The sequence below is a fragment of the Cohnella xylanilytica genome (assembly GCF_014212175.1).
GTDB lineage: Bacteria > Bacillota > Bacilli > Paenibacillales > Paenibacillaceae > Cohnella > Cohnella xylanilytica.
Genome location: NZ_JACJVR010000087.1, coordinates 72,410 through 91,721 on the forward strand (window position 1 = coordinate 72,410; position 19,312 = coordinate 91,721).

Sequence of the window (19,312 nt, forward strand, 5' to 3'; positions counted from 1 at the left end):
GGGGCTAGGAGGAGAGAGAGGTTATGGAGAGACAGACGATCCGGTCCGACGGCGCGTGGGGAGACTTGGGCAACGGCTACTACCGGAACCCCGTGCTGAACGCGGACTACTCCGACCCGGACGTTATTCGCGTCGGCGACGAGTTCTACATGGTCGCTTCGGACTTCCACTATATGGGGATGCAGGTGCTGCACTCGCGGGACCTGGTCAACTGGACGCTGATCGGCAAGGTGTACGACCGGCTCGACATCGATCCGCGCTACGACGCCATGGACCGCTACGCCCACGGCAGCTGGGCGCCGGCGATCCGCTATCAGGGCGGGCGGTTCTACGTCTACTTCTGCACGCCGGAAGAGGGGCTCTATATGAGCAGCGCCGAGAAGCCGGAAGGGCCGTGGACGCCGCTGCACGAGGTGAAGCGGGTCAAGGGCTGGGAGGATCCGTGCCCGTTCTGGGACGAGGACGGCAGCGCCTATCTCGGCCACAGCACGGTCGGCGCGGGCCCGATTATCATCCACCGCATGAGCGCGGACGGCAAGGAGCTGCTCGACGACGGCGTCATCGTTTACGTCGGCAAGATCGCCGAGGGGACGAAGATTTTCAAGAGGAACGGGTATTACTACCTGGTCATTCCCGAAGGCGGAGTCGAGATCGGCTGGCAGACGGTTCTGCGTTCGCGAAGCCTTTACGGGCCTTATGAGCGGCGGGTGACGCTGGCGCAGGGCGCGACGACGGTCAACGGCCCGCACCAGGGCGCGCTTGTGGAGCTGGCGAGCGGGGAGACGTGGTTCCTGCACTTCCAGAGCGCGGGAGCGGCGGGGCGCGTCTGCCATCTGCAGCCGGCGCGCTGGGAGGACGATTGGCCGGTCATGGGAGCGAACGGGGAGCCGGTCCATCTGTACGCCAAACCCCGGGTCGGCGGCGATTATCCGCCCTGCCTGCCGCAGAGCTCGGACGAGTTCGACCGCCCGGAGCTCGGGCTGCAGTGGCAGTGGAACCACAATCCCGCGGACGGCATGTGGTCGCTGACGGAGCGGCCGGGCGCGCTGCGGCTCAAGGCGATGGCCGCTCCCGGCCTGCTTCAGGCGAGGAACACGCTCACGCAGAAGCTCATGGGGACGAGCGGCGCTTATGAGACGGTGCTGGAATGGACCGGCTTGAAGGAAGGGCAGCGCGCCGGACTCGCCTATCTGTGCCACCGGGAAGAGAACTGGATCGGGGTCGCGAAGGAGGGCGGACGCTGCTTCCTGCGCGCGGTGACGGCCGGCAAGGCGTATCACGGACCGGAGCTTGCGAGCGAGGGCGTCGTCTGGCTCGGCAGCTCGTTCGATCTGGCCGGGGAGACGCGGTTCGCGTTCAGCCTGGACGGCCGGGAGTTCATGCGGTTCGGGGGCGCCTGCTCGATGGCCGCAGGATTCTGGAAGGGAGCCCGAATCGCGTTGTTCAGCTATACGCTGGGCGAGGAGGGCGGCCATGCCGACTTCCGGCGCTTCCAATACGACCGGCATGACCGGGAGATCCGAGGAGCGGCGGGACGATGAGCGGGGCGATGGACAAGTCGGTAAACGAGACCTTATTGGCGAGATTGCGCGGGATCGACCCGGAGACGCGGGCCGGATTCGCGGACGCTGCGGGGGACGGCTCCTGGCGGAACGAATGGCGGAGCTCGGGCGTCAAGTTCGCCGCGGCTTCCGCGCGGTTCGAGAACGTGTATTACGACGCGTGGCGGAAGCTGGACGCGTGCATCGCGCCGACGGGCGGGGACGAACCCGTCCTTCGGGAAGGCGGGGCCTATCCGGGCTGCTGGCTGGAGAGCACGGGCACGATCAACGCGGAGCTGCTGTCGCGCTTCGTCCCGGGCGTCTCGGCTTCGACGTATCGGCTGTTCGCCGATTATCAGAACGAAGAGGGGCAGATGCCCTACAAAATAACGGCGGACGGCCCGGCCTACCGGCAGATCCAGATGGTGACGCCGCTGGCCCGGAGCGTGTGGCGCCACTATCTGTTGAACGGGCGCGATAAGGAGTTCCTCCGCCCGATGTACGAGGCGATGGCGCGCTTCGACGGCTGGCTGGCGCTATACCGCGACACGCGCGGCACCGGGTGCGTCGAAGCGTTCTGCACCTTCGACACGGGGCACGACATGTCGCCGCGGTTCTGGCACGTGCCCGATTCGGCGCATGGGAGCGACGCGCGGCGGTACAACCCGGATTCTCCGATTTTGCCGTTCCTCGCTCCGGATCTGACGGCCAACGTCTACTGCCAGCGCAGCTATCTGGCCTTGATGGCGGAGGAGCTGGGGGAGGCGGGGGCCGAGGAATGGCGGGCGCAGGCGGAGGCGAGCCTGGATAGTCTGATGAAGTTTTGCTACGACGAAGAGGACGCGTTTTTCTACGACCGGGATAAAAACGATCAGTTCGTCCGCGTGCAGTCCGACGTGCTGCTTCGGGTGCTGGCCTGCGAGGTGGGGGACCGCGCGTTCTTCGATCAAGCGCTGCGCCGGTATTTGCTCAACACGCGCAAGTTCTTCGCGAAGTACCCGTTCACTTCGATCGCGATGGACGATCCCAGGTTCGACCCGCATTTCGCCCATAACAGCTGGGCGGGGCCGACCAATTTTCTCACCTTGATCCGGGCCCCTCACGCGTTCGAGCATCACGGCAGGCACGTGGAGCTCACTTGGGTGATGAATCCGATCCTGAGCGCGATGGCGAGAGACACGCGGTTCCCGCAGACGCTCAGTCCCTGGACGGGCGCGGACGGGTATTCGGAGGCTTACTCGCCGTCCATCCTGTGCCTGCTCGACTTCGTCGAACGGCTGTGCGGCATCCTGCCGACGCCGGAAGGCGAGCTGTGGTTCACGGCGCTGCTCCCTTACCCGACGGACCACGGCGAGGAAGTGGCCGAAGCGACGGCCTACGCCCGGACGGCGGACGGCGTCGGGTTCGAGCTGGTCAACACGCGCGCGGGCTCGATCGTGTATCGCGGCGGGGAGGAGCATATCCGCCTGCCGTACGGCGTGCGGGCGATCGCCGACCGGGCCGGCCGGCTGCGGGCCGTCGTCGGCATGAGCGCCGGGACCGTGGAGGGCTCGGTTCGCTACGAGGGAGCCGAGATTCCGATCCGCGCGAAGGGCAACCAGACTCTGCGGTTCGAGAACGGCCGCTTCGTCGAGGAGTCGGATCCCGGAATCGTACCTCCGGCGTATGCTTAATAATGTTAATGAGTGCGAACCGCCTTGTCGTTGAAGGCGGTTCTAGTTTTTTGAGAGGGGGGGGGCAGCTTCCCCGTTCCGGTGCTACCTCGGCGAGAATGCTCGCCACCCAAGTAACTGAGCTACTACTGCGCGTTCTCCCGCTTCTCCGCCAAAGTGCCTCAGCCACTGAGCTGCTTTTGTTCGATCACTCGCTTTTCTGCCAAAGTGCCTCAGCCGCTGAGTTACTTCTGCTCGTTCTCCCGCTTATCCGCCAAAGTGCCTCAGCCACTGAGCTACTTTTGCTCGTTCTCCCGCTTATCCGCCAAAGTGCCTCAGCCACTGAGCTACTTTTGCTCGTTCTCCCGCTTTTCCGCAAAAGTGCCTCAGCCACTAAGCTACTTTTGCTCGTTCCCCCGCTTTCTCAAACTCATCAGAAGGATGGCAGTTATCGGTTAATAAGGTTCCCGTAAGACTAAGAGAGGTTCATCTCGCAAGGGAGGCACCGACGGGAGAGTTTGAGATACATAGTTAATATTCAGTTCATGAAGCAATTGCATTTTATACATTGTAACCAACAATATCCAGGGATCATAAATATTCGTCCTTACCCTAGCGTGATCATTGAACCGTGACGTGTCAGGATTGGGTTATATTGTTGATTAAATAAAAATCAGAAAGAGGATGAGTAGCATGACTACAAAAACGATATCAGAAAAAATGACGACACCCGTCACGATCGTCGGCGCGGGCCTCGGCGGCCTTACTCTCTCGCGCGTTCTCCACGTTCACGGCATCCCCGCAACCATCTACGAAGCGGAACCCTCGGCGGAGGCCCGCGCGCAGGGCGGTCAGCTCGACATTCACGAGGAAAGTGGACAACTCGCGCTTCAGGCAGCAGGGCTGTTCGACGAGTTCCTCGGCCTGATACACAAAGGCGGCGAAGCGACACGGGTGCTTGACCAGCACGGGAAGGTGCTATTCGACAAGCCAGACGACGGCAACGGCGGACGTCCCGAGGTGCTTCGGGGCGATCTGCGGCGTCTCCTCATTAGACTCCCTGCCTGCGGAGACGATCCAGTGGGGGAAGAAGCTCATTGAGGTAGAGCCTCGCGGCGACGGACGGCATGAGCTGACGTTCGCGGATGGATCCACGGTGAGCACCGAACTCCTCGTAGGTGCGGACGGCGCCTGGTCGAAAATCCGTCCTCTGCTCTCCGACGCGCAGCCCGAGTATGTCGGCACGACATTCATCGAGACCTATCTTTATGACGCCGACGTGCGGCACTCCGCGGCGTCCAATGCGGTCGGCGGCGGCGCGATGTTCGCGCTCGCCCCGGGAAAGGGGATCAGCGCACATCGCGAGGCGAAGGACATCCTCCATACGTACATCCAGCTAAACTGTCCCGCCGAGTGGATCGCCGGTATCGACTTTACCGACGTCGCCGCCGCGACGCGAGCCATCGCAGCCGAGTTTGACGGGTGGGCGCCGGAACTCATCGCGCTGATCACCGACGGCGAAACCGCGCCGATCCCTCGCATGATCTACGCACTCCCGATCGGCCACCGATGGAACCGCGTGCCCGGGGTGACACTCCTCGGCGATGCCGCGCACCTGATGCCGCCGGCCGGCGAGGGCGCGAACCTGGCGATGTTCGACGGCACCGAGCTCGGGAAGGCGATCGCCGCACACCAAGGCGATATCGAAGCTGCGCTCGCCGCCTACGAAGAGGCGCTGTTCCCGCGCAGCGAGTCGGCCGCCGAGGGTTCGTACATGATCCTGGGGCTTTGCCTCGACGATAGCGCGCCGTTCGGATTCGTCGATTTCCTCGCCGGTGCCCTCGAGGAGGAGCACAACTGACCCGCGCAGTCTGATTCACATTGCCGGACTCGGTGCGACTGCGGTATTTTCCGGATTTTATAGCTCTTGGAAATCCTGAATCCCCGCGATATTATAACGTGGATTTCGCAAGAACCGCGTAATGTCGCGGTTTTTTTCTATTATAGGCTTGTTCACCGCTGGAACGGAATGCGGCAACGAGGGCTTCCCATTTCTTTTGAGGTCCTGTCGTCTGAAAATCCGTCTTGAATCGACATTATTCAGCACAATACTCACACCTAAAATTTACATAAAGGGGACCTTGGTCAGATTTATTGACCGGTAATTTTGTATAAATTTTACTTTGAAACTAAATATTCTATATTCGGAGGTCCGTAATGAAAGTAATTGGACAGTGGATGAAGATTGTAGTCGCAGCACTGATCTTTTCTTTCGCCTTTCAGTTTAATGTTAGCGCAGAATCGGGAACGAATGTTTTAACCCTGACGGACAAAGGGTTGCAGTCGGGTCTAAACCGCTTAGTGCAAGTTCAAGCGGTCACCCGGCAAGAAGTAAATGAACTAACGAAGCCCGACGCCACCTTTGCCAAGCTGATGAAACGTTACGAAGATATCGATCTCGTTACCAAGGAATCCGTAGTATACTCCCTGGATCCGGCGACGGGACAGGCCAAGGAACTGCTCGCCGTAGGAGGCTCTTCCTACGATAAGAATTCGCCCTCTGAACTCCAGGCTGCCGCCAATTCTAGCGTATTGGTGTACCGGGTCGATTTTTTCTACTTTGTCGCTGATGCGAGCATCAATAAGCCTAAATTCGTACAGGCCGGGGTTGTCACGAGCGTAACGGGCTCTGGCCAAAAACCGACCAATTATACTCTCATTCTGAAGAACCAAACGTCGGATACGAGATATGGCGTTTATTCGGATCACGCGGTCAATGATACGAACAAGAAGGTAAAACTGAAAGAAGAAGTCGTGCTCGAAAGCCCGATTACGAGGACCTGGTACTGGAAAGGCACATCGGCGGCATTCGCCAACTTCCCGGATCATTCTTACCGCGCCAAAGAACAAGCGAGCGACCCCCTTTTCTTAAATAAGAAAGGCGTCAAATATCCGGAGTACAAAGATCCTCAATCCGGCATCGTTCTCTGGGAGCCGCCCGCCAATTTGCCGGTAAATCAGCGGACGCCAGGCAGCACTTATCGGGATGACTTTATCAAATATTATGAGAAAAATTGGGGAAAGCCGACTAAGTTCAAGTGGGACGATGTGCAGATTCACCATATGAAGCCGGCGAAGTATAATGGACAAGACAGCGTGAGCAATCTGATTCCTCTGTGGAAGCCCGGTTCTACGGCCAAAAACGGAATCATGAATCATTCGGAGATCACTACATGGTGGGCGAGTTATTAGAAGACGGACGATAAGCCGGAGAGGGGGGGCGATGCGTGGCGGATAACAGTTTATTTGATACGTTAAGGGATCTGAAAGACAGGGCCTCGCCGGAGAGACCTCTCCAGATCGAGATCCCCGGTCACGGAACGACGGAGCGCATTTGCACATGGGAGGAGCCGGCTCGGATGCAACAAATCGCCGTCCTCCGGCAAAGCCGGGGCTGGTACTTTCCCGACGATTACGAGGCGTTTTTGCTCGAGCATAATGGGGCCGTGTTGTTCAAGCACCCCTATAGCGGCGGGGGAACCGAGCTTCTAAGTCTGGAGCGCATGGAGCGGATCCGTCACGATCATGCTTATCAAATTCCGCCCCACTGGTGCCCGATCGCTTGGACCGACGTCGTCATCGGATCCATCTGCATCGATTCGGAGAAGGCGCGGCGCGGGGAGCAGCCCTATCTGTTCTTCTTGGACGCGATGAACAGCGCAGAAGAGGCGGTTCCCATCGACGGGACGTTCTCCGACTGGCTGAAGCGGTTGGCGGAGAACGACGGGCGGGAGTTTTGGCTGAAGTAAGAGATGCCCGCCGGGTAACCGTTAGCAACCCCGAGCGGCGCGAAAAAGGCTTTCCTGACGGCTCCTGAAAGAGCCGGAGGAAAGCCTTTTTTTCGACCGGACGACTAGACCGCCTTCCTCGCGAAGTACGTCCACCCCACGACGAAGAACAATACGAAGCTGCCCGCCACGACGCCGAACAGAGTCTCCATCGGGAGGTTGAAGGCGCCGTACCCGTACGTGTCGTCGCGCGGGATCATCGCCAGCATCGGCTGCACCCACGGGTCGTATGGCCCGAATCGCTCCGAGTTGGCGACGAGGATGTTCGGCAGCGTCAGCACGACGTTCACGGCGAGAGGCGCCGCGAAGCTCTGGAACGCGACGGACACGAACAGCTGCAGAGCGGCGAGCGGGAAGCAGGCGATCCAGCCTCCGATGAACGAGGACGCCAGCTCGCGCCACGGAATCCCCTCGGCAGAGCCGTGCGACAAGCCGAGAAGCAGCAGCACGATTAGCAGCAGCAGCTGCGTGGCCGCGAGCATCAGCATGACGATGACGAACTTCACGACGTACACCTGGGTCCGGGAGACGGGCGCCGCGAGTATCGCCTTCCAGCCGCCGCCCGTATGCTCGAAGCGGCAGATCAAGGCGGCGTAGATGCCGGTCAGCAGCGGCAGGAAAAACATCGCGTGAAGCACGGACATGAGGGACAGCGCCTCGATCCAGGGGAAGTCCTCCCCGCCTTTCTTCAATCCGAACAGGCCGAACAAGGCGGCGATCAGCGGGCTGACGGCGACGAGAAGCCAGATGACCGAGCGCCGGATCTTCATCCATTCGGAACGGAACATTCGAATCATCGGTTACTTCACATCCTTTCGTACGAACTCCGCCATGCCCAGCAGGAACACGACGATGCCGGTGCCCACGCCCATGGCGACGGAATAGAGCGGCTCGCCCCACTCGTTGTTGAGCTGCGGCCATGTGTACGGCACCCAATCGGGGAACCGGCTTCCCGCGAACGTCGAGACGATCATGCCCACGATGCCGACGGTGAGCGGGATCGCCTGGTTGGCCATCGTCACGGACAGCCACGATTGCAGCGCGATGAAGGGCATCGCCGCCAGATACGGATAGAACACGGCCGACAGCAGCTCCCCGACGGGAAGCGACGAACCGAACCCGAGAGCGAATCCCAAGGCCACGGTGAAAAGAACCAGCAAGACGCAAGAGCAAAGAAGCAGGAAGGCCGTCAGCAGGAACTTGCCGGCGAACACATGGCGTTTGGTGACCGGCAGGGCCAGCGTCATTTTCCAGGCGTTCATCTGATGTTCGATTCCCGCGGCCATCGACGCGACGATCGCCAGCCCGATGAGCAGGGCGGGCAGCGCCAGGATCGATACGTTCTCGATGAGCCCTCCCCATGGGTCGGCGGCGTATTGCTTCATCAGATAGTCGTACCGCAGCCCGAAGTTGACGGCCTGCAGAGCGACGACGCCGAGGGGCCCGGCCACGACGAGCAGCCAGAGAAGCTTCTTGCGGATCTTCAGGAATTCGGAGGAGAGAACTCGCCCAATCATAAGCTTCCCTCCGAACCGGTCATCTCGAGGAAGATGCTCTCCAGCGACGCCGTCTCCTCTTCCACCCGATAGACGAGATGGCTGTGTTCCACGAGCCGGGCGACGGCTTCGGCGACCGTCCGGTTGTCCGTGCGCGTCAGCGACAGCTTGCCATGGTCCCAATCGGCCGGGAGGCCGCAGGAGAGCAGCAGCTTCCAGGCCGATTCGGGATCGCTGACGCCGAGACGGATCCGCCCCTTCGCCTGCTCGCGCAGCTGCTGGATGCCGTCCTGGTAGATGAGGCTCCCCTTGGAGATGATGCCGACCTGCGTCGCCATCTGCTCGACCTCGGACAGCAGGTGGCTCGAGATCAGTATCGTGACTCCGCTCGACTGCGGCAGGCTCTTGATCAGTTCGCGGATCTCCTGAATGCCCGCGGGATCGAGCCCGTTCGTCGGTTCGTCCAGGATGAGCAGCTCCGGATTCCCCAGCAGCGCCGTCGCGATGCCGAGCCGCTGCTTCATGCCGAGCGAGAATCCTTTGACCGGCCGCTTCGCTTCCTTCGTCAGGCGCACGATCGACAGCACCTCGTCGATGCGCGATCTCGGCACGCCCAGCAGGCGGCGCACCGCCTCCAGGTTCTCCGTCGCGGTCAGATGTCCGTAGTAGGACGGGTATTCGACGAGCGACCCGACCTTGCGCAGAATGGCGAGCCGCTCCTTGCGGATGTCCTTGCCGAACACGCGGATCGTCCCGCTCGTCGGCTTCGCCAGCCCGAGCAGCATGCGGATCGTCGTCGTCTTGCCCGCGCCGTTCGGCCCGAGGAAGCCGTATATATCCCCGCGGCTGATCTTCAGGTTCACCGCGTTCACGACGGGCTTCCCGCCCAGTCTCTTCGTTAATCCATTCGTCTCCAGAATCAGCTCTTGATTAGCCGACATCTCCATCACCTCTGCCTTCATCTTAGAGGACGAAGGTTAAAGACGAGGGTGGGCGACGTTTAAGATTCGTTTAAAATTGGACGATCAGGCCGGCCGGTTCCCCGAGGTGCGGCGGACGATCGCTCCGAGAATCGCGTCCCAATCGTTCGGATGCAGCTCGTGCCCTACGCCCTCCAGCGTCAGCAGCTCGGCGCCCGGAATGGCCTCCGCCAGGCGGACTCCATGCTCGTACGGGATAATCGGGTCCTCCGTGCCGTGAATGACGAGGGCTGGAGCGGCGATCTCGGCCGTCCTCGACAAGTATTCGAAGCCTCCCGTCACGAGGCCGTGGTTGTTCATGCTGGCCGGGTTGCGGGCGCGGTCCCACTCCAGCTCGGCCAGACGGCGGATGTTGTCGTCGAACGGGTTTTTGGAGCCGGCGAGCACGTCCCACTTGCCCACGTTAAAAGCGAGCACCGCCTCCTTGTCCGTCCAATCGATCTCTCCCGCGTTGGAGAAGTAGTCGACAACCTTCTGTTCCATCGGAGGAAGGTCCGGCGCGAAGTTGGAAGAGGAGATCAGCGTGACGCTCCGCACCCGGCCGGGATGGCGCAAAGCCGCCATCTGCGTCAGCATGCCGCCCATCGAGATGCCGACGAAGTGCGCCTGTCCGATGCCGTAGGCATCGAGGACGCGGATCGCGTCGTCGGCCATGTCCACGAAGGTATAGCCCGGCTGGCCGGGTTCGTAGACGGTGGAGCGCCCGGTGTCGCGGTTGTCGTAGCGGATGACGAATCGTCCCGCCTCGGCCAGCCGCCGGCAGAAGTCTTCCTCCCACCAGACCATGGACGACTGGGCGCCCATGACGAGCAGCACGGCCGGGTCGGCCGGCTGGCCGAAGCTCTCGGCGCATAGTTCGATTCCGTCTATTTGGATGAGTCTTTCGCTCATGGATGATTCCTCCCGTTTTTGCGATGATTTAGGTTGGCAGCCGGAGAGCGCGCTACAAGCGGAAAAAACCGTCTTGTTGGGCACGCGCACGGCACTTGGGGCCGCAACAAGCGGAAAAAACCGTCTTGTTGGGCGCGTACCCGGCACAGCGCTCTCCGGGCAAAACAAAAAACACAGGCCGGCTGCCTGTGTCTGCGCGATCGAGAAGAGAAGCGGGAAGAAGAGGGCGGCGGTCCATGCAAGTGGGAGCGTTAGTCCCATGCGAGAGGGGGCGTGAGCGCATGTCTCCTAACGAGCATACGAATTCCACGTCCGACCGCGGCGCGTTCTATTCTTCCATGCGGGTTACCTGTGCGGCAAACCATTCTTCGATCGCGTAGCACGACAAGCAAGCCGTCAATGACAGCCGCTACGTTCCATGTGCCCAACCAGCGTCGAAAAATTAGTTTGCCACACGCAACCCTCCGTTCTTGTAAGTTGAGTCGATCCTAGCACGACTCTTAATCTCCTGTCAACTGTTGGCAAACCGAGACAAACCCCCCGCAAACCTCCCGCCTCACTCCGGCAGGATGAACACGACCGTCCCCTCGGGCCCGCTCCGCACGTCCGATCGCAGCTTCATGTCCTTCAGCATCAGCGCGGCGATGGACAGGCCGATGCCGGCGCCCTTCTCGTCGGACTCCCCGGTCATGCCCGGCCCGCGGTCCGCGATCGCGATGCTTCCGCCGCCTCGGTCCGACACGATCATGCCGACGTAGCGGCCGCTCTTCGCATGGCGAAGCACGTTCTGCAAGTAGTTGTCGAGCACGCGCTCCAGCCACTGCGGATCGATCTCCCAATAGACGGACGACTCCGGGAGATCCAGGTCGATCTCGAAGCCCGCCTGCTCGAACGCCGGATACCAGCCCGCGAGATGCGTCCGGACCATGCGCACGATGTCGATCCGCTGCGGATGGTACGGGTATTTGCCGGAAGAGAGCAGCGTGAAGGAGAAAAGGTTGTCGATAAGCCGGCCGAGAGAATCGATCTTGCGGTCGATCAGACCGAGCGACTCCTTCGCCTTGTCGCTCAGAGGCTCCTGCCGGAGGCTGAACGCGTGGCCGCGGATCGCCGTCAGCGGCGTCCTCAGGTCGTGCGACAGCTTCGCGACCAGATCCCGGCGCAGCGCCTCTTCTTCGGCCTCGCGCTCGCGGCTTCTCTCCAACTGGCGGATCATATCGTTGAACGACCGCTCCAGCCGGCCGATCTCGTCCGTGCGGGTGACGGCCACCGGCTGCGGAATGCCGCTCTCCGAAGGCGCTGTCATGGCCCCTTCCAGCCGGACGAGCCGCTTGCGGATCCGGTAGAAGAACAGCAGCGACACGAACAGGAACAGCCCGAGAATGAGCAGAATGCCGGACACGAGGATGGTTCCGTACCGGGCGCCGATTCCCGTTCCCGAGCTTCCCATCTCGCTCCGAGGGACCTGGAAGGCCATGAACCCGCTTTTCACGCTTCCCCCGATGAAGGCGATGGTCGTGAAGACGTTCCCGTTCACGGCATTCTTCATGTAGGCGACCGTGTAAGACGCATCCCACTTGGCCGGGAGATGCGGGTTGTCCGGCAGGGCGAGCCGCAGCGTTCCGCCGCCGTCGACCCAGAACATGCGGGCCTTCCCGTATTGGCTCCGGATTCGCTTAAGCGCCGCGTTCACGTCCTCCGGCGAAGCCCCTTTCAGCCGGGCGGCTTCCTGGTGCCACATTTTCTCCAGACGGGACGCGCTCTGATAGGGGTTCGACGGGCCGGGATTCGCGATCGGTCCGGACGAGAGGGACAAGATGACGGCCACCAACGGAAAAGCGAAGGGAATGAGCACGATCGCCGACAGGACGATGAGCAGGTACTTGGACATCAAGGAGCTTCGCAGGTTGAACAGCCCTTTGCCCCTTCTCATTTGCGCACCCTGTACCCGATGCCCCGGATCGTCTCGATGATCTGCGGATTGCCCGGGTCCAGCTCGATCTTCTCCCGCAGATAGCGAATGTGGACGTTGACCGTCTTGTCGCCTTCCAGATACGGTTCTCCCCAGACCGCCTCGTAGATCTGCTCTTTGGTCAGGACAAGGCCCCGGTTGCGTAGAAAATAGAGCAAAATCTGAAGCTGCTTCGGAGTCATCGGAATCTCTTCGCCCGTTCGGCTGTCGATGACCGTATGCAGCTCCGGCTTGACGATCAGATGGCCGCATTCGATCTCCCGCTCTTCCGGAACGCCGTATCGCCGCTGCAGAACGTCCAGCCGCGCGGCCAGCTCGTCCGGATGGAACGGCTTCGTCAAGTAGTCGTCCGCGAACCGGAGCCCCTGCAGCTTGTCGTCGACCGCCGTCCGCGCCGACAGCATGAGAATCGGCACGCCGGGAGCCTCCTTCTTGAGCCGCTGGCCGACCGTGAATCCGTCCAGCCCCGGAAGCATCACGTCGAGCACGACGAGATCCGCATCGGCCGCCCATTCGGCGGCGCCGTCTCCGGACTTGAGCCAGATCACCTCGTAGCCCCGGCTCTCCAGATCCTCCTTGACCCAGCCGCCGATGTCGGCGTCGTCTTCGATATATAGAATTCGCTTCGCCATGCGCGATCGACCTCGATTCCGCCCTGATTATCCCCTTATGATAGCGGAGCGATTCGGGGGAGGGAAGTTAATTTTCGGTTAAAAACCGGGGAGGAGCCCGACTCGCCAAATGCCATAAGAACAGAACAAAATCCGGAATCGTGCAGGTGAAAGCGATTCACCTATAATAAGGATGTATTCGCGCGGGAAGCGGGAGGACCGAAGCCGATTGGAGGCCGATGCCCTCGTCCGCCGCCGACGCGCTCCAATTCGGATAAGGTGGTGCACGAATTCATGGCCAAACCTCAAGTAGGCATTCAATTGTATTCGGTACGGGATCTCTGCCAGGAAGATTACCTGGGCACGATCCGGCAGATCGCCGAGATCGGCTATCGCAACGTGGAGCTGGCCGGCTACTACGGCGTCTCCGCCCGCGACCTGAAGGCGGCCCTGGCCGACGCCGGGCTGAACGCGCCTTCGGCGCACATCGGCCTCAACTACCAGGAGCCGATCGCCGACCAGGTGAAGCGGCAGCTGGAATACGCCCAAGAGCTCGGGCTGAAGCGCTACATCGTACCGTTCTACCCGCTGGGCGACAACCCGACGGAAGACGACGTGGCGAAGATGGCGTCCGTCCTCGAGGAAGCGGCTCGCATCGTCACCGAAGGCGGCCTGTCGTTCGGCTACCATAACCATGCGTTCGAATTCCGGAAGGTGAACGGAACCCCGGCGATCGACCTGCTTCTGCAGCGCGTGCCCGCCGACCTGCTGTTCGCGGAGTTCGACCTCGGCTGGGTGAAGGTCGGCGGCGAGGATCCGGCGGCTTACGTGAAGAAGTACGCGGGCCGGGTGCCGGTCGTTCACGCCAAGGACTTCAAGGCCGACGGCGCCGACACCGAGATCGGCCGCGGCACGGTCGACTGGGATTCCGCGCTGGCCGCTTGCGAAGAGACGGGCGTGGAATACGTCATCATCGAGCAGGAGCGCTACGACGTGTCTTCGCTCGAGAGCGCGAAGCTCAACTACGCGTGGTTCAAGGAGCGCGGCTGGATCTAAGATTTGGCTCGAGAGCATACAGAGAGCAGTCCCGAGGAGGCGTGGCGCCTTCTGGCGGGACTGCTTTTTTTTAGTGCTGCGTTGCGGATTGGGGGCCGGAGCGGGCGGCGTCGCGCCCGAAGACGCCGCCGAGCCGGAACGTGACGAGCGAGAGAACGATGCAGACGGCCGCGAACAGGCCGATCGAGACGTAGCCGCCGAGCTGGACGTACAGCAGGCCCGCCAGCCAAGCGCCGAGCGTATTGGCGGCGTTCATCGTCGAGTTGGCGAGGCTGGAGATCGTCCCCCGGATGGAGGCGTTCAGCGACGTGAGCGCGCCCATGACGAGAGGGAAGACGACGCCGAGCGCCGCGAAAATCGCCAGGTATACGGCCGTCACCGCGGGCAGCGCGGTCAGATGGGGCAGGATCGCGTACAGCGCCGCGACGAACGTCATGCCCGCCGCGACCGCGCCTTTGTTGCCGAGCTTGCGGGCCGCATAGGCGCTGACCGTGCTTCCGAGCAGGTTGCCGAGACCGAGGAAAACCATGACGACGCCGATCTGCCCGACCGGAAGCTCGAACCTGTCGGCCATCCACTTGCCGACGAAGGCGAATGCGGTGCCGCCGCCGAGGTGCAGCAGCAGATAGGCGAAGAATCCGCTGCGGGCTTTGCCGCTCGTCGCGAGCGGAACGTACCGGCCCAGAATGGACGTGCGCTCGCCGGCTCGCAAGCTTGGCTTCATGTCGGGAAGCATGGCGTAAGCGCCGATGGCGAGCAGCAAGGACACGGCTCCGACCGACCAGAACGGGACGGACCAGTGAGCGGCCGCGAGCCCGCTGCCGATCGGCACGCCGAGCGCCTGGGAAGCGGCCAGCCCCGCGTAGGCGAGCCCCATCGCTTTGGCCGCCCGCGGCCCCGGCAGGACGGCCGGAATCGACGCCCACACCTGCGGAGCGGTGAAGGCCGCGCTCACCCCGGCGAGGAGGCGGAACAGGCACATCGACCAGAAGTCCCAGGCGAAGCCGCACAGCGCGGTCGAGACGGAGAAGCCGAGCAGTCCGCCGAGCAGAACCGTTCTCCGGTTCCAGCCGTCGGACAAGGGGCCGGCGATCAGCGCGAAGACGGCGGAGCCGAGCGTGTAGGCGCCGAGCATCCAGCCCGCGATGCCGGTCGGCACGCCGAACTCGGCCTGCAGAGTCGGAAGCAGCGGCGAGATGAGGAAGGTATCGGTTCCGATCATGAACATGATCAGGAAGAACAGAACGCTATATTTTCGCATCGATGGAGCCCTCCAATGAATTCAAGTTGCTTGCGAAACCTATCGTAAGGCATAATGGTGACAAAACCTGTCATGAACTTCGCGGCACAACGAGAAAAAAGGAGCGGATCGGGATGCCCAAGTCGAAGCGGCTGATGGAGCTGATGATGACCGTCAACCGGAAGCGAAGGTTCAAGGTCCAGGAGCTGGCCGACGAATTCGGCGTGTCGAAGCGCACGATTCTGAGGGATCTGCAGGAGCTGAGCGAGCTCGGGGTGCCGCTCTATTCGGAAGTGGGGCCGCATGGGGGCTACCAGGTGGTCCGGGAGCGGGTGCTGCCTCCGATCGCGTTCACGGAGGAAGAGGCGGTGGCGATGTTTTTCGCGGTGCATGCGCTGCGCCACTATTCCTCGCTGCCGTTCGAAGCGGAGTCCGCCTCGGCGCTCCAGAAGTTCTACCTCCACATGCCGGGGGACGTTCGGGACCGGATCGACCGGATGAAGGACCGGGTCGACTTCGTCACGCCGACCCGCCGCGGCGACGCGCCCTGCCTGGCCGTTCTGCTGGACGCGGCCGTCAACCGGAAGGTGCTCTCCGTCGAATACGAATCGAAGGAGCAGGGGGCGAAGCGGCGCCGAATCCAGCCGGTCTGCATCTATGCCAACAACGGGCTCTGGTATTGCACGGCTTACTGCTTCCTGCGCGAAGGCTACCGGGTGTTCCGCTGCGACCGGATTCGCGATGCGGCGTTCGATGAAGAGACCGAGCCGCTCGACCTCGGGGACGTCCGCTTGAGCCGCCGGGACGCCGCCGAGCCGAGGGAGCCCGTCCGCCTCCGGGCCGAGCTGACCCGCGCCGGCGTCCAGCGCTGCGAAGCCGAGCTGTGGCTCTCGAAGCTGCTGCAAGTGCGCGAAGACGGAAGCGGCTCGATCGACGGGGACGTGCCGCGGGGGGACCTTCCTTTTTTCGCCGAGTTCTTCGTCGGTCTCGGGAGGGAAGCGACCGCTCGCGAGCCGGTCGAACTGCTGCAAGCGATCCGCGCCGAGCTGGCGGCGTTGACGGCCAAGTATCGCGAGATTGGCGGGACGGACTGAGGAGCAATAACGGCCCTTCGCAAGCTTGACCGAACCAGTGGTTGTCACCCGTTAGCGGCTATGGTACAATGGAAATACTGTTTTCGACGCAATCCTGACTATGTATCCGAATTCAAATTCGGTTTTGGGCGTTCCTAAGTAGGGGGTGGAATTCGAGATGGAAATCTTTCTGAAAATTCTATTGGTCATTTGCTCGCTCGGGCTGATCGGCGTCGTTCTGCTGCAGCGCGGCAAGAGCGCGGGACTGTCCGGGGCGATCTCCGGCGGCGCGGAGCATTTGTTCGGCAAGCAGAAGGCTCGCGGCTTGGACCTGTTCCTGCAGCGTCTGACGATCGGGCTGGCGGTCGGATTCTTCGTTCTGGCGCTTGTCGTCGCGTACGTGGTCAAAGCTTAATACAGTCGAACCGAGAGCGGGAAGCACGGGCTTCCCGCTTTTTTTGCGTATCGGCGTCCCTCGGCAAACATTGCCAGAGAATTCACCGATAACAATAGAGAACGGCCGAACAAGTCCGCTGGTTGGAATTGTCGGCGCCCGGTTGGACAGGTACCCCGGTTGCTGGGTAAGGAAAGCGTATATACTAGATGCAGAATGAGGTGATGCGGGTGCCATTGTGTACGGAGCAGGAACTGCTCGGCTTCATGCGCGAAGATGCGTACAAGCCGATGACGTACCAAGAGCTGGAGAAGCATTTCGGCATAGAAGATGCCGCTGAATTTAAAGAATTTCTCAAATTATTGACGGAACTCGAGCAAGACGGGAAAATCATGCGAACCCGCACGGAGCGCTACGGCGTCCCCGAGCGGATGAACCTGATTCGCGGGCGGCTGCAAGCCCACGCGAAGGGATTCGCCTTCCTGATCCCGGACGAGACGGACCATCCGGACTTGTACATCCATGCGAACGATCTGAAGAGCGCCATGAACGGGGACATCGTCCTCGGACGCGTCACGTCCAAGTCCGACGGCGGCAAGCTGGAAGGCGAAGTCGTGCGCATCGTCAAGCGCGCGGTGACGCAGGTCGTGGGCGTGTTCGAGAATCACGAGAGCTACGGCTTCGTCATTCCGGACGACAAGCGGATCAACAAGGATATTTTCATCCGGACCGAGAACTTCAAGGGGGCCGTCACCGGCCAGAAGGTCGTCGCGACGATTATCCAATACCCGGAAGGCCGATCCGCGGCCGAAGGCGAAATTATCGAGATCCTCGGCCATAAGGACGACCCCGGGGTCGACATTCTGAGCATCATCCGCAAGCACGGCTTGCCGGAGGCGTTCCCGGACGACGTCATGAAGGAAGCGGAGGCGGCTCCGGACTCCATCACGGAGGAAGAGATCGTCGCCCAAGGCCGGCGCGACCTGCGCGGCAAGACGATCGTCACGATCGACGGCGAGGACGCGAAGGACCTCGACGACGCGGTGAACGTGGAGCGGCTCCCGAACGGGAACCTGCTGCTCGGCGTCCATATCGCGGACGTCGGCTACTACGTGCGCGAGAAGTCGAAGCTCGACGAGGAAGCGTACAACCGCGGCTGCAGCGTCTATCTCGTCGACCGCGTCATTCCGATGCTGCCGCACCGGCTGTCGAACGGCATCTGCTCGCTGAACCCGCAGGTCGACCGGCTGACCCTGTCGTGCGACATGGAATTCGAGCCGCAGACGATGCGCCGCGTCCGTTACGACATCTACACGAGCGTCATCAAGACGACGGAGCGGATGACGTACACGAACGTCCGCAAGATTCTCGTCGACCAGGATCCCGAGCTTATGGAGCGCTACGCGCCTCTCGTCGACACGTTCAAGACGATGGAGGAGCTGGCGATGGCGCTGCGCGGCCGGCGGATGCGCCGGGGCGCGATCGACTTCGACTTCCAGGAGTCGAAGGTCATTGTGGACGAGGAAGGCAAGCCGGTCGATATTGTCAAAAGAGAGCGGTCGATCGCGGAGCAGATCATCGAGGAGTTCATGCTGGCGGCGAACGAGACGGTAGCGGAGCATTTCCACTGGCTCAAGGTGCCGTTCGTCTACCGGATCCACGAGGAGCCGAGCAGCGAGAAGCTGCTGACGTTCATGCAGTTCGCGGCCAACTTCGGCTACGCGGTGAAGGGCAAGGGCAACTCCGTTCATCCGCAGGCGCTCCAGAAGCTGCTGGAGGAGATCCACGGGACGAAGGAAGAGACCGTGCTCAGCACGATGATGCTGCGCTCGATGAAGCAGGCGAAGTACGACTCCCAGAGCCTCGGGCATTTCGGCCTGGCGGCGGAGTTCTACACGCACTTCACGTCCCCGATCCGGCGCTACCCCGACCTCGTCATCCACCGCGTCATCCGCGAAGTGATCGAGAACGGCGGCACGCTGCCGGCCGACCGGCTCGAGGCGCTCGGCGCCCGCATGCCGGACATCGCGCAGCAGTCGTCGGAGCGCGAGCGGATCGCGGTCGACGCGGAGCGCGACACGGCGAAGCTGAAGAAGGCCGAGTTCATGCTGGACAAGGTGGGCGAGGAGTTCGACGGCATCATCAGCGGCGTGACGGGCTTCGGGATGTTCGTGGAATTGGAAAATACGGTGGAAGGCCTCATCCGGCTTAGCGATATGTCGGACGACTACTACCATTTCCACGAGCTGCACATGGCGCTCATCGGCGAACGGACGTCGAAGGTGTACCGGATCGGCGACGAGGTTCGCATTCGCGTGGCGCGCGTCAACATGGCCGAGCACTCGATCGATTTCGAGTTGGTCGACATGAAGTCGCGAGGGCATAACAAGCTCGAGTGGATCGAAGGCCGCGGCGGCGGCTTCGGCGCCGCGGGAGGCGGCCGCGGCAAGCGCAAGCGCCGCGGAGGCGAGGTCGTCGCGTTCAAGCCGGGCGAACGCGGCGCGTCTGGCGGCGGCCGGGGCGAAGCCGGCCGCAGCGGTCGCGGCGCCGGGCGGAGC

Annotated in this window: 17 protein-coding genes; 10 read left to right on the forward strand and 7 right to left on the reverse strand. The window is 62.0% G+C overall.

Going from position 1 to position 19,312, the window contains the following annotated elements:
* Window positions 1-23: 23 nt before the first annotated feature.
* From H7B90_RS22820 to H7B90_RS22840, 6 genes are all read left to right on the forward strand, one after another.
* Window positions 24-1,541, forward strand: a complete 1,518-nt coding sequence (locus H7B90_RS22820) for a glycoside hydrolase family 43 protein (protein WP_185138205.1) — start codon at window positions 24-26, stop codon at window positions 1,539-1,541.
* On the forward strand, window positions 1,538-3,214 hold the full coding sequence (locus tag H7B90_RS22825) for an MGH1-like glycoside hydrolase domain-containing protein (RefSeq protein WP_260411162.1): 1,677 nt from the start codon (window positions 1,538-1,540) through the stop codon (window positions 3,212-3,214). The genes H7B90_RS22820 and H7B90_RS22825 overlap by 4 nt, the downstream gene beginning before the upstream one ends.
* Before the next feature lie 672 nt (window positions 3,215-3,886).
* A complete protein-coding gene (locus tag H7B90_RS33490) occupies window positions 3,887-4,294 on the forward strand; it encodes an FAD-dependent oxidoreductase (RefSeq protein ID WP_311772789.1) in 408 nt (135 codons plus the stop codon).
* A 55-nt stretch (window positions 4,295-4,349) separates the two neighbouring features.
* Complete coding sequence (locus H7B90_RS33495; RefSeq protein ID WP_311772790.1) at window positions 4,350-5,054, forward strand: FAD-dependent oxidoreductase; 705 nt, start codon at window positions 4,350-4,352, stop codon at window positions 5,052-5,054.
* 356 nt (window positions 5,055-5,410) lie between these two features.
* Window positions 5,411-6,445, forward strand: coding sequence for a hypothetical protein (locus tag H7B90_RS22835; protein WP_185138206.1), 1,035 nt, complete (start codon window positions 5,411-5,413; stop codon window positions 6,443-6,445).
* 167 nt (window positions 6,446-6,612) lie between these two features.
* Window positions 6,613-7,002, forward strand: coding sequence for an SMI1/KNR4 family protein (locus H7B90_RS22840; protein ID WP_185138207.1), 390 nt, complete (start codon window positions 6,613-6,615; stop codon window positions 7,000-7,002).
* Between the two features lie 104 nt (window positions 7,003-7,106).
* On the opposite strand, the gene H7B90_RS22845 is transcribed toward H7B90_RS22840, so the two are convergent.
* From H7B90_RS22845 to H7B90_RS22870, 6 genes are all read right to left on the reverse strand, one after another.
* Window positions 7,107-7,838, reverse strand: a complete 732-nt coding sequence (locus H7B90_RS22845) for an ABC transporter permease (protein ID WP_185138208.1) — start codon at window positions 7,836-7,838, stop codon at window positions 7,107-7,109.
* A 3-nt stretch (window positions 7,839-7,841) separates the two neighbouring features.
* Window positions 7,842-8,558 carry an ABC transporter permease gene (locus H7B90_RS22850; protein WP_185138209.1) on the reverse strand — a complete coding sequence of 239 codons (717 nt, stop codon included), beginning with the start codon at window positions 8,556-8,558 and terminating at the stop codon, window positions 7,842-7,844.
* The gene (locus H7B90_RS22855; protein WP_185138210.1) at window positions 8,555-9,478 is read right to left on the reverse strand and encodes an ABC transporter ATP-binding protein; all 924 of its coding nucleotides are present in this window, start codon (window positions 9,476-9,478) and stop codon (window positions 8,555-8,557) included. Before H7B90_RS22855 ends, H7B90_RS22850 begins: the two co-directional genes overlap by 4 nt.
* 84 nt (window positions 9,479-9,562) lie before the next feature.
* Window positions 9,563-10,408 (reverse strand): alpha/beta fold macrolide esterase, encoded by an 846-nt coding sequence (mle, locus tag H7B90_RS22860; protein WP_185138211.1) that lies wholly within the window; start codon window positions 10,406-10,408, stop codon window positions 9,563-9,565.
* 556 nt (window positions 10,409-10,964) lie between these two features.
* Complete coding sequence (locus tag H7B90_RS22865; protein ID WP_185138212.1) at window positions 10,965-12,341, reverse strand: HAMP domain-containing sensor histidine kinase; 1,377 nt, start codon at window positions 12,339-12,341, stop codon at window positions 10,965-10,967.
* Window positions 12,338-13,012: a response regulator transcription factor gene (locus tag H7B90_RS22870; protein WP_185138213.1), complete on the reverse strand. Its 675-nt coding sequence runs from the start codon at window positions 13,010-13,012 to the stop codon at window positions 12,338-12,340. The genes H7B90_RS22865 and H7B90_RS22870 overlap by 4 nt, the downstream gene beginning before the upstream one ends.
* A 273-nt stretch (window positions 13,013-13,285) precedes the next feature.
* Here H7B90_RS22870 and H7B90_RS22875 point away from each other — a divergent pair, with 273 nt between their 5' ends.
* Window positions 13,286-14,047, forward strand: coding sequence for a sugar phosphate isomerase/epimerase family protein (locus H7B90_RS22875; protein WP_185138214.1), 762 nt, complete (start codon window positions 13,286-13,288; stop codon window positions 14,045-14,047).
* A gap of 70 nt (window positions 14,048-14,117) precedes the next feature.
* Here the strand turns inward: H7B90_RS22875 and H7B90_RS22880 are convergent, their stop codons facing one another.
* On the reverse strand, window positions 14,118-15,308 hold the full coding sequence (locus H7B90_RS22880; RefSeq protein ID WP_185138215.1) for an MFS transporter: 1,191 nt from the start codon (window positions 15,306-15,308) through the stop codon (window positions 14,118-14,120).
* Window positions 15,309-15,421: 113 nt separating this feature from the next.
* Between H7B90_RS22880 and H7B90_RS22885 the strand changes: the two genes are divergently transcribed.
* From H7B90_RS22885 to rnr, 3 genes are all read left to right on the forward strand, one after another.
* The gene (locus H7B90_RS22885) at window positions 15,422-16,381 is read left to right on the forward strand and encodes a helix-turn-helix transcriptional regulator (protein ID WP_185138216.1); all 960 of its coding nucleotides are present in this window, start codon (window positions 15,422-15,424) and stop codon (window positions 16,379-16,381) included.
* Window positions 16,382-16,538: 157 nt separating this feature from the next.
* A complete protein-coding gene (gene secG / locus H7B90_RS22890) occupies window positions 16,539-16,775 on the forward strand; it encodes a preprotein translocase subunit SecG (protein WP_185138217.1) in 237 nt (78 codons plus the stop codon).
* Between the two features lie 215 nt (window positions 16,776-16,990).
* Window positions 16,991-19,312: ribonuclease R (rnr, locus tag H7B90_RS22895; RefSeq protein ID WP_185138220.1), on the forward strand; the 2,322-nt coding region annotated here is incomplete at its 3' end.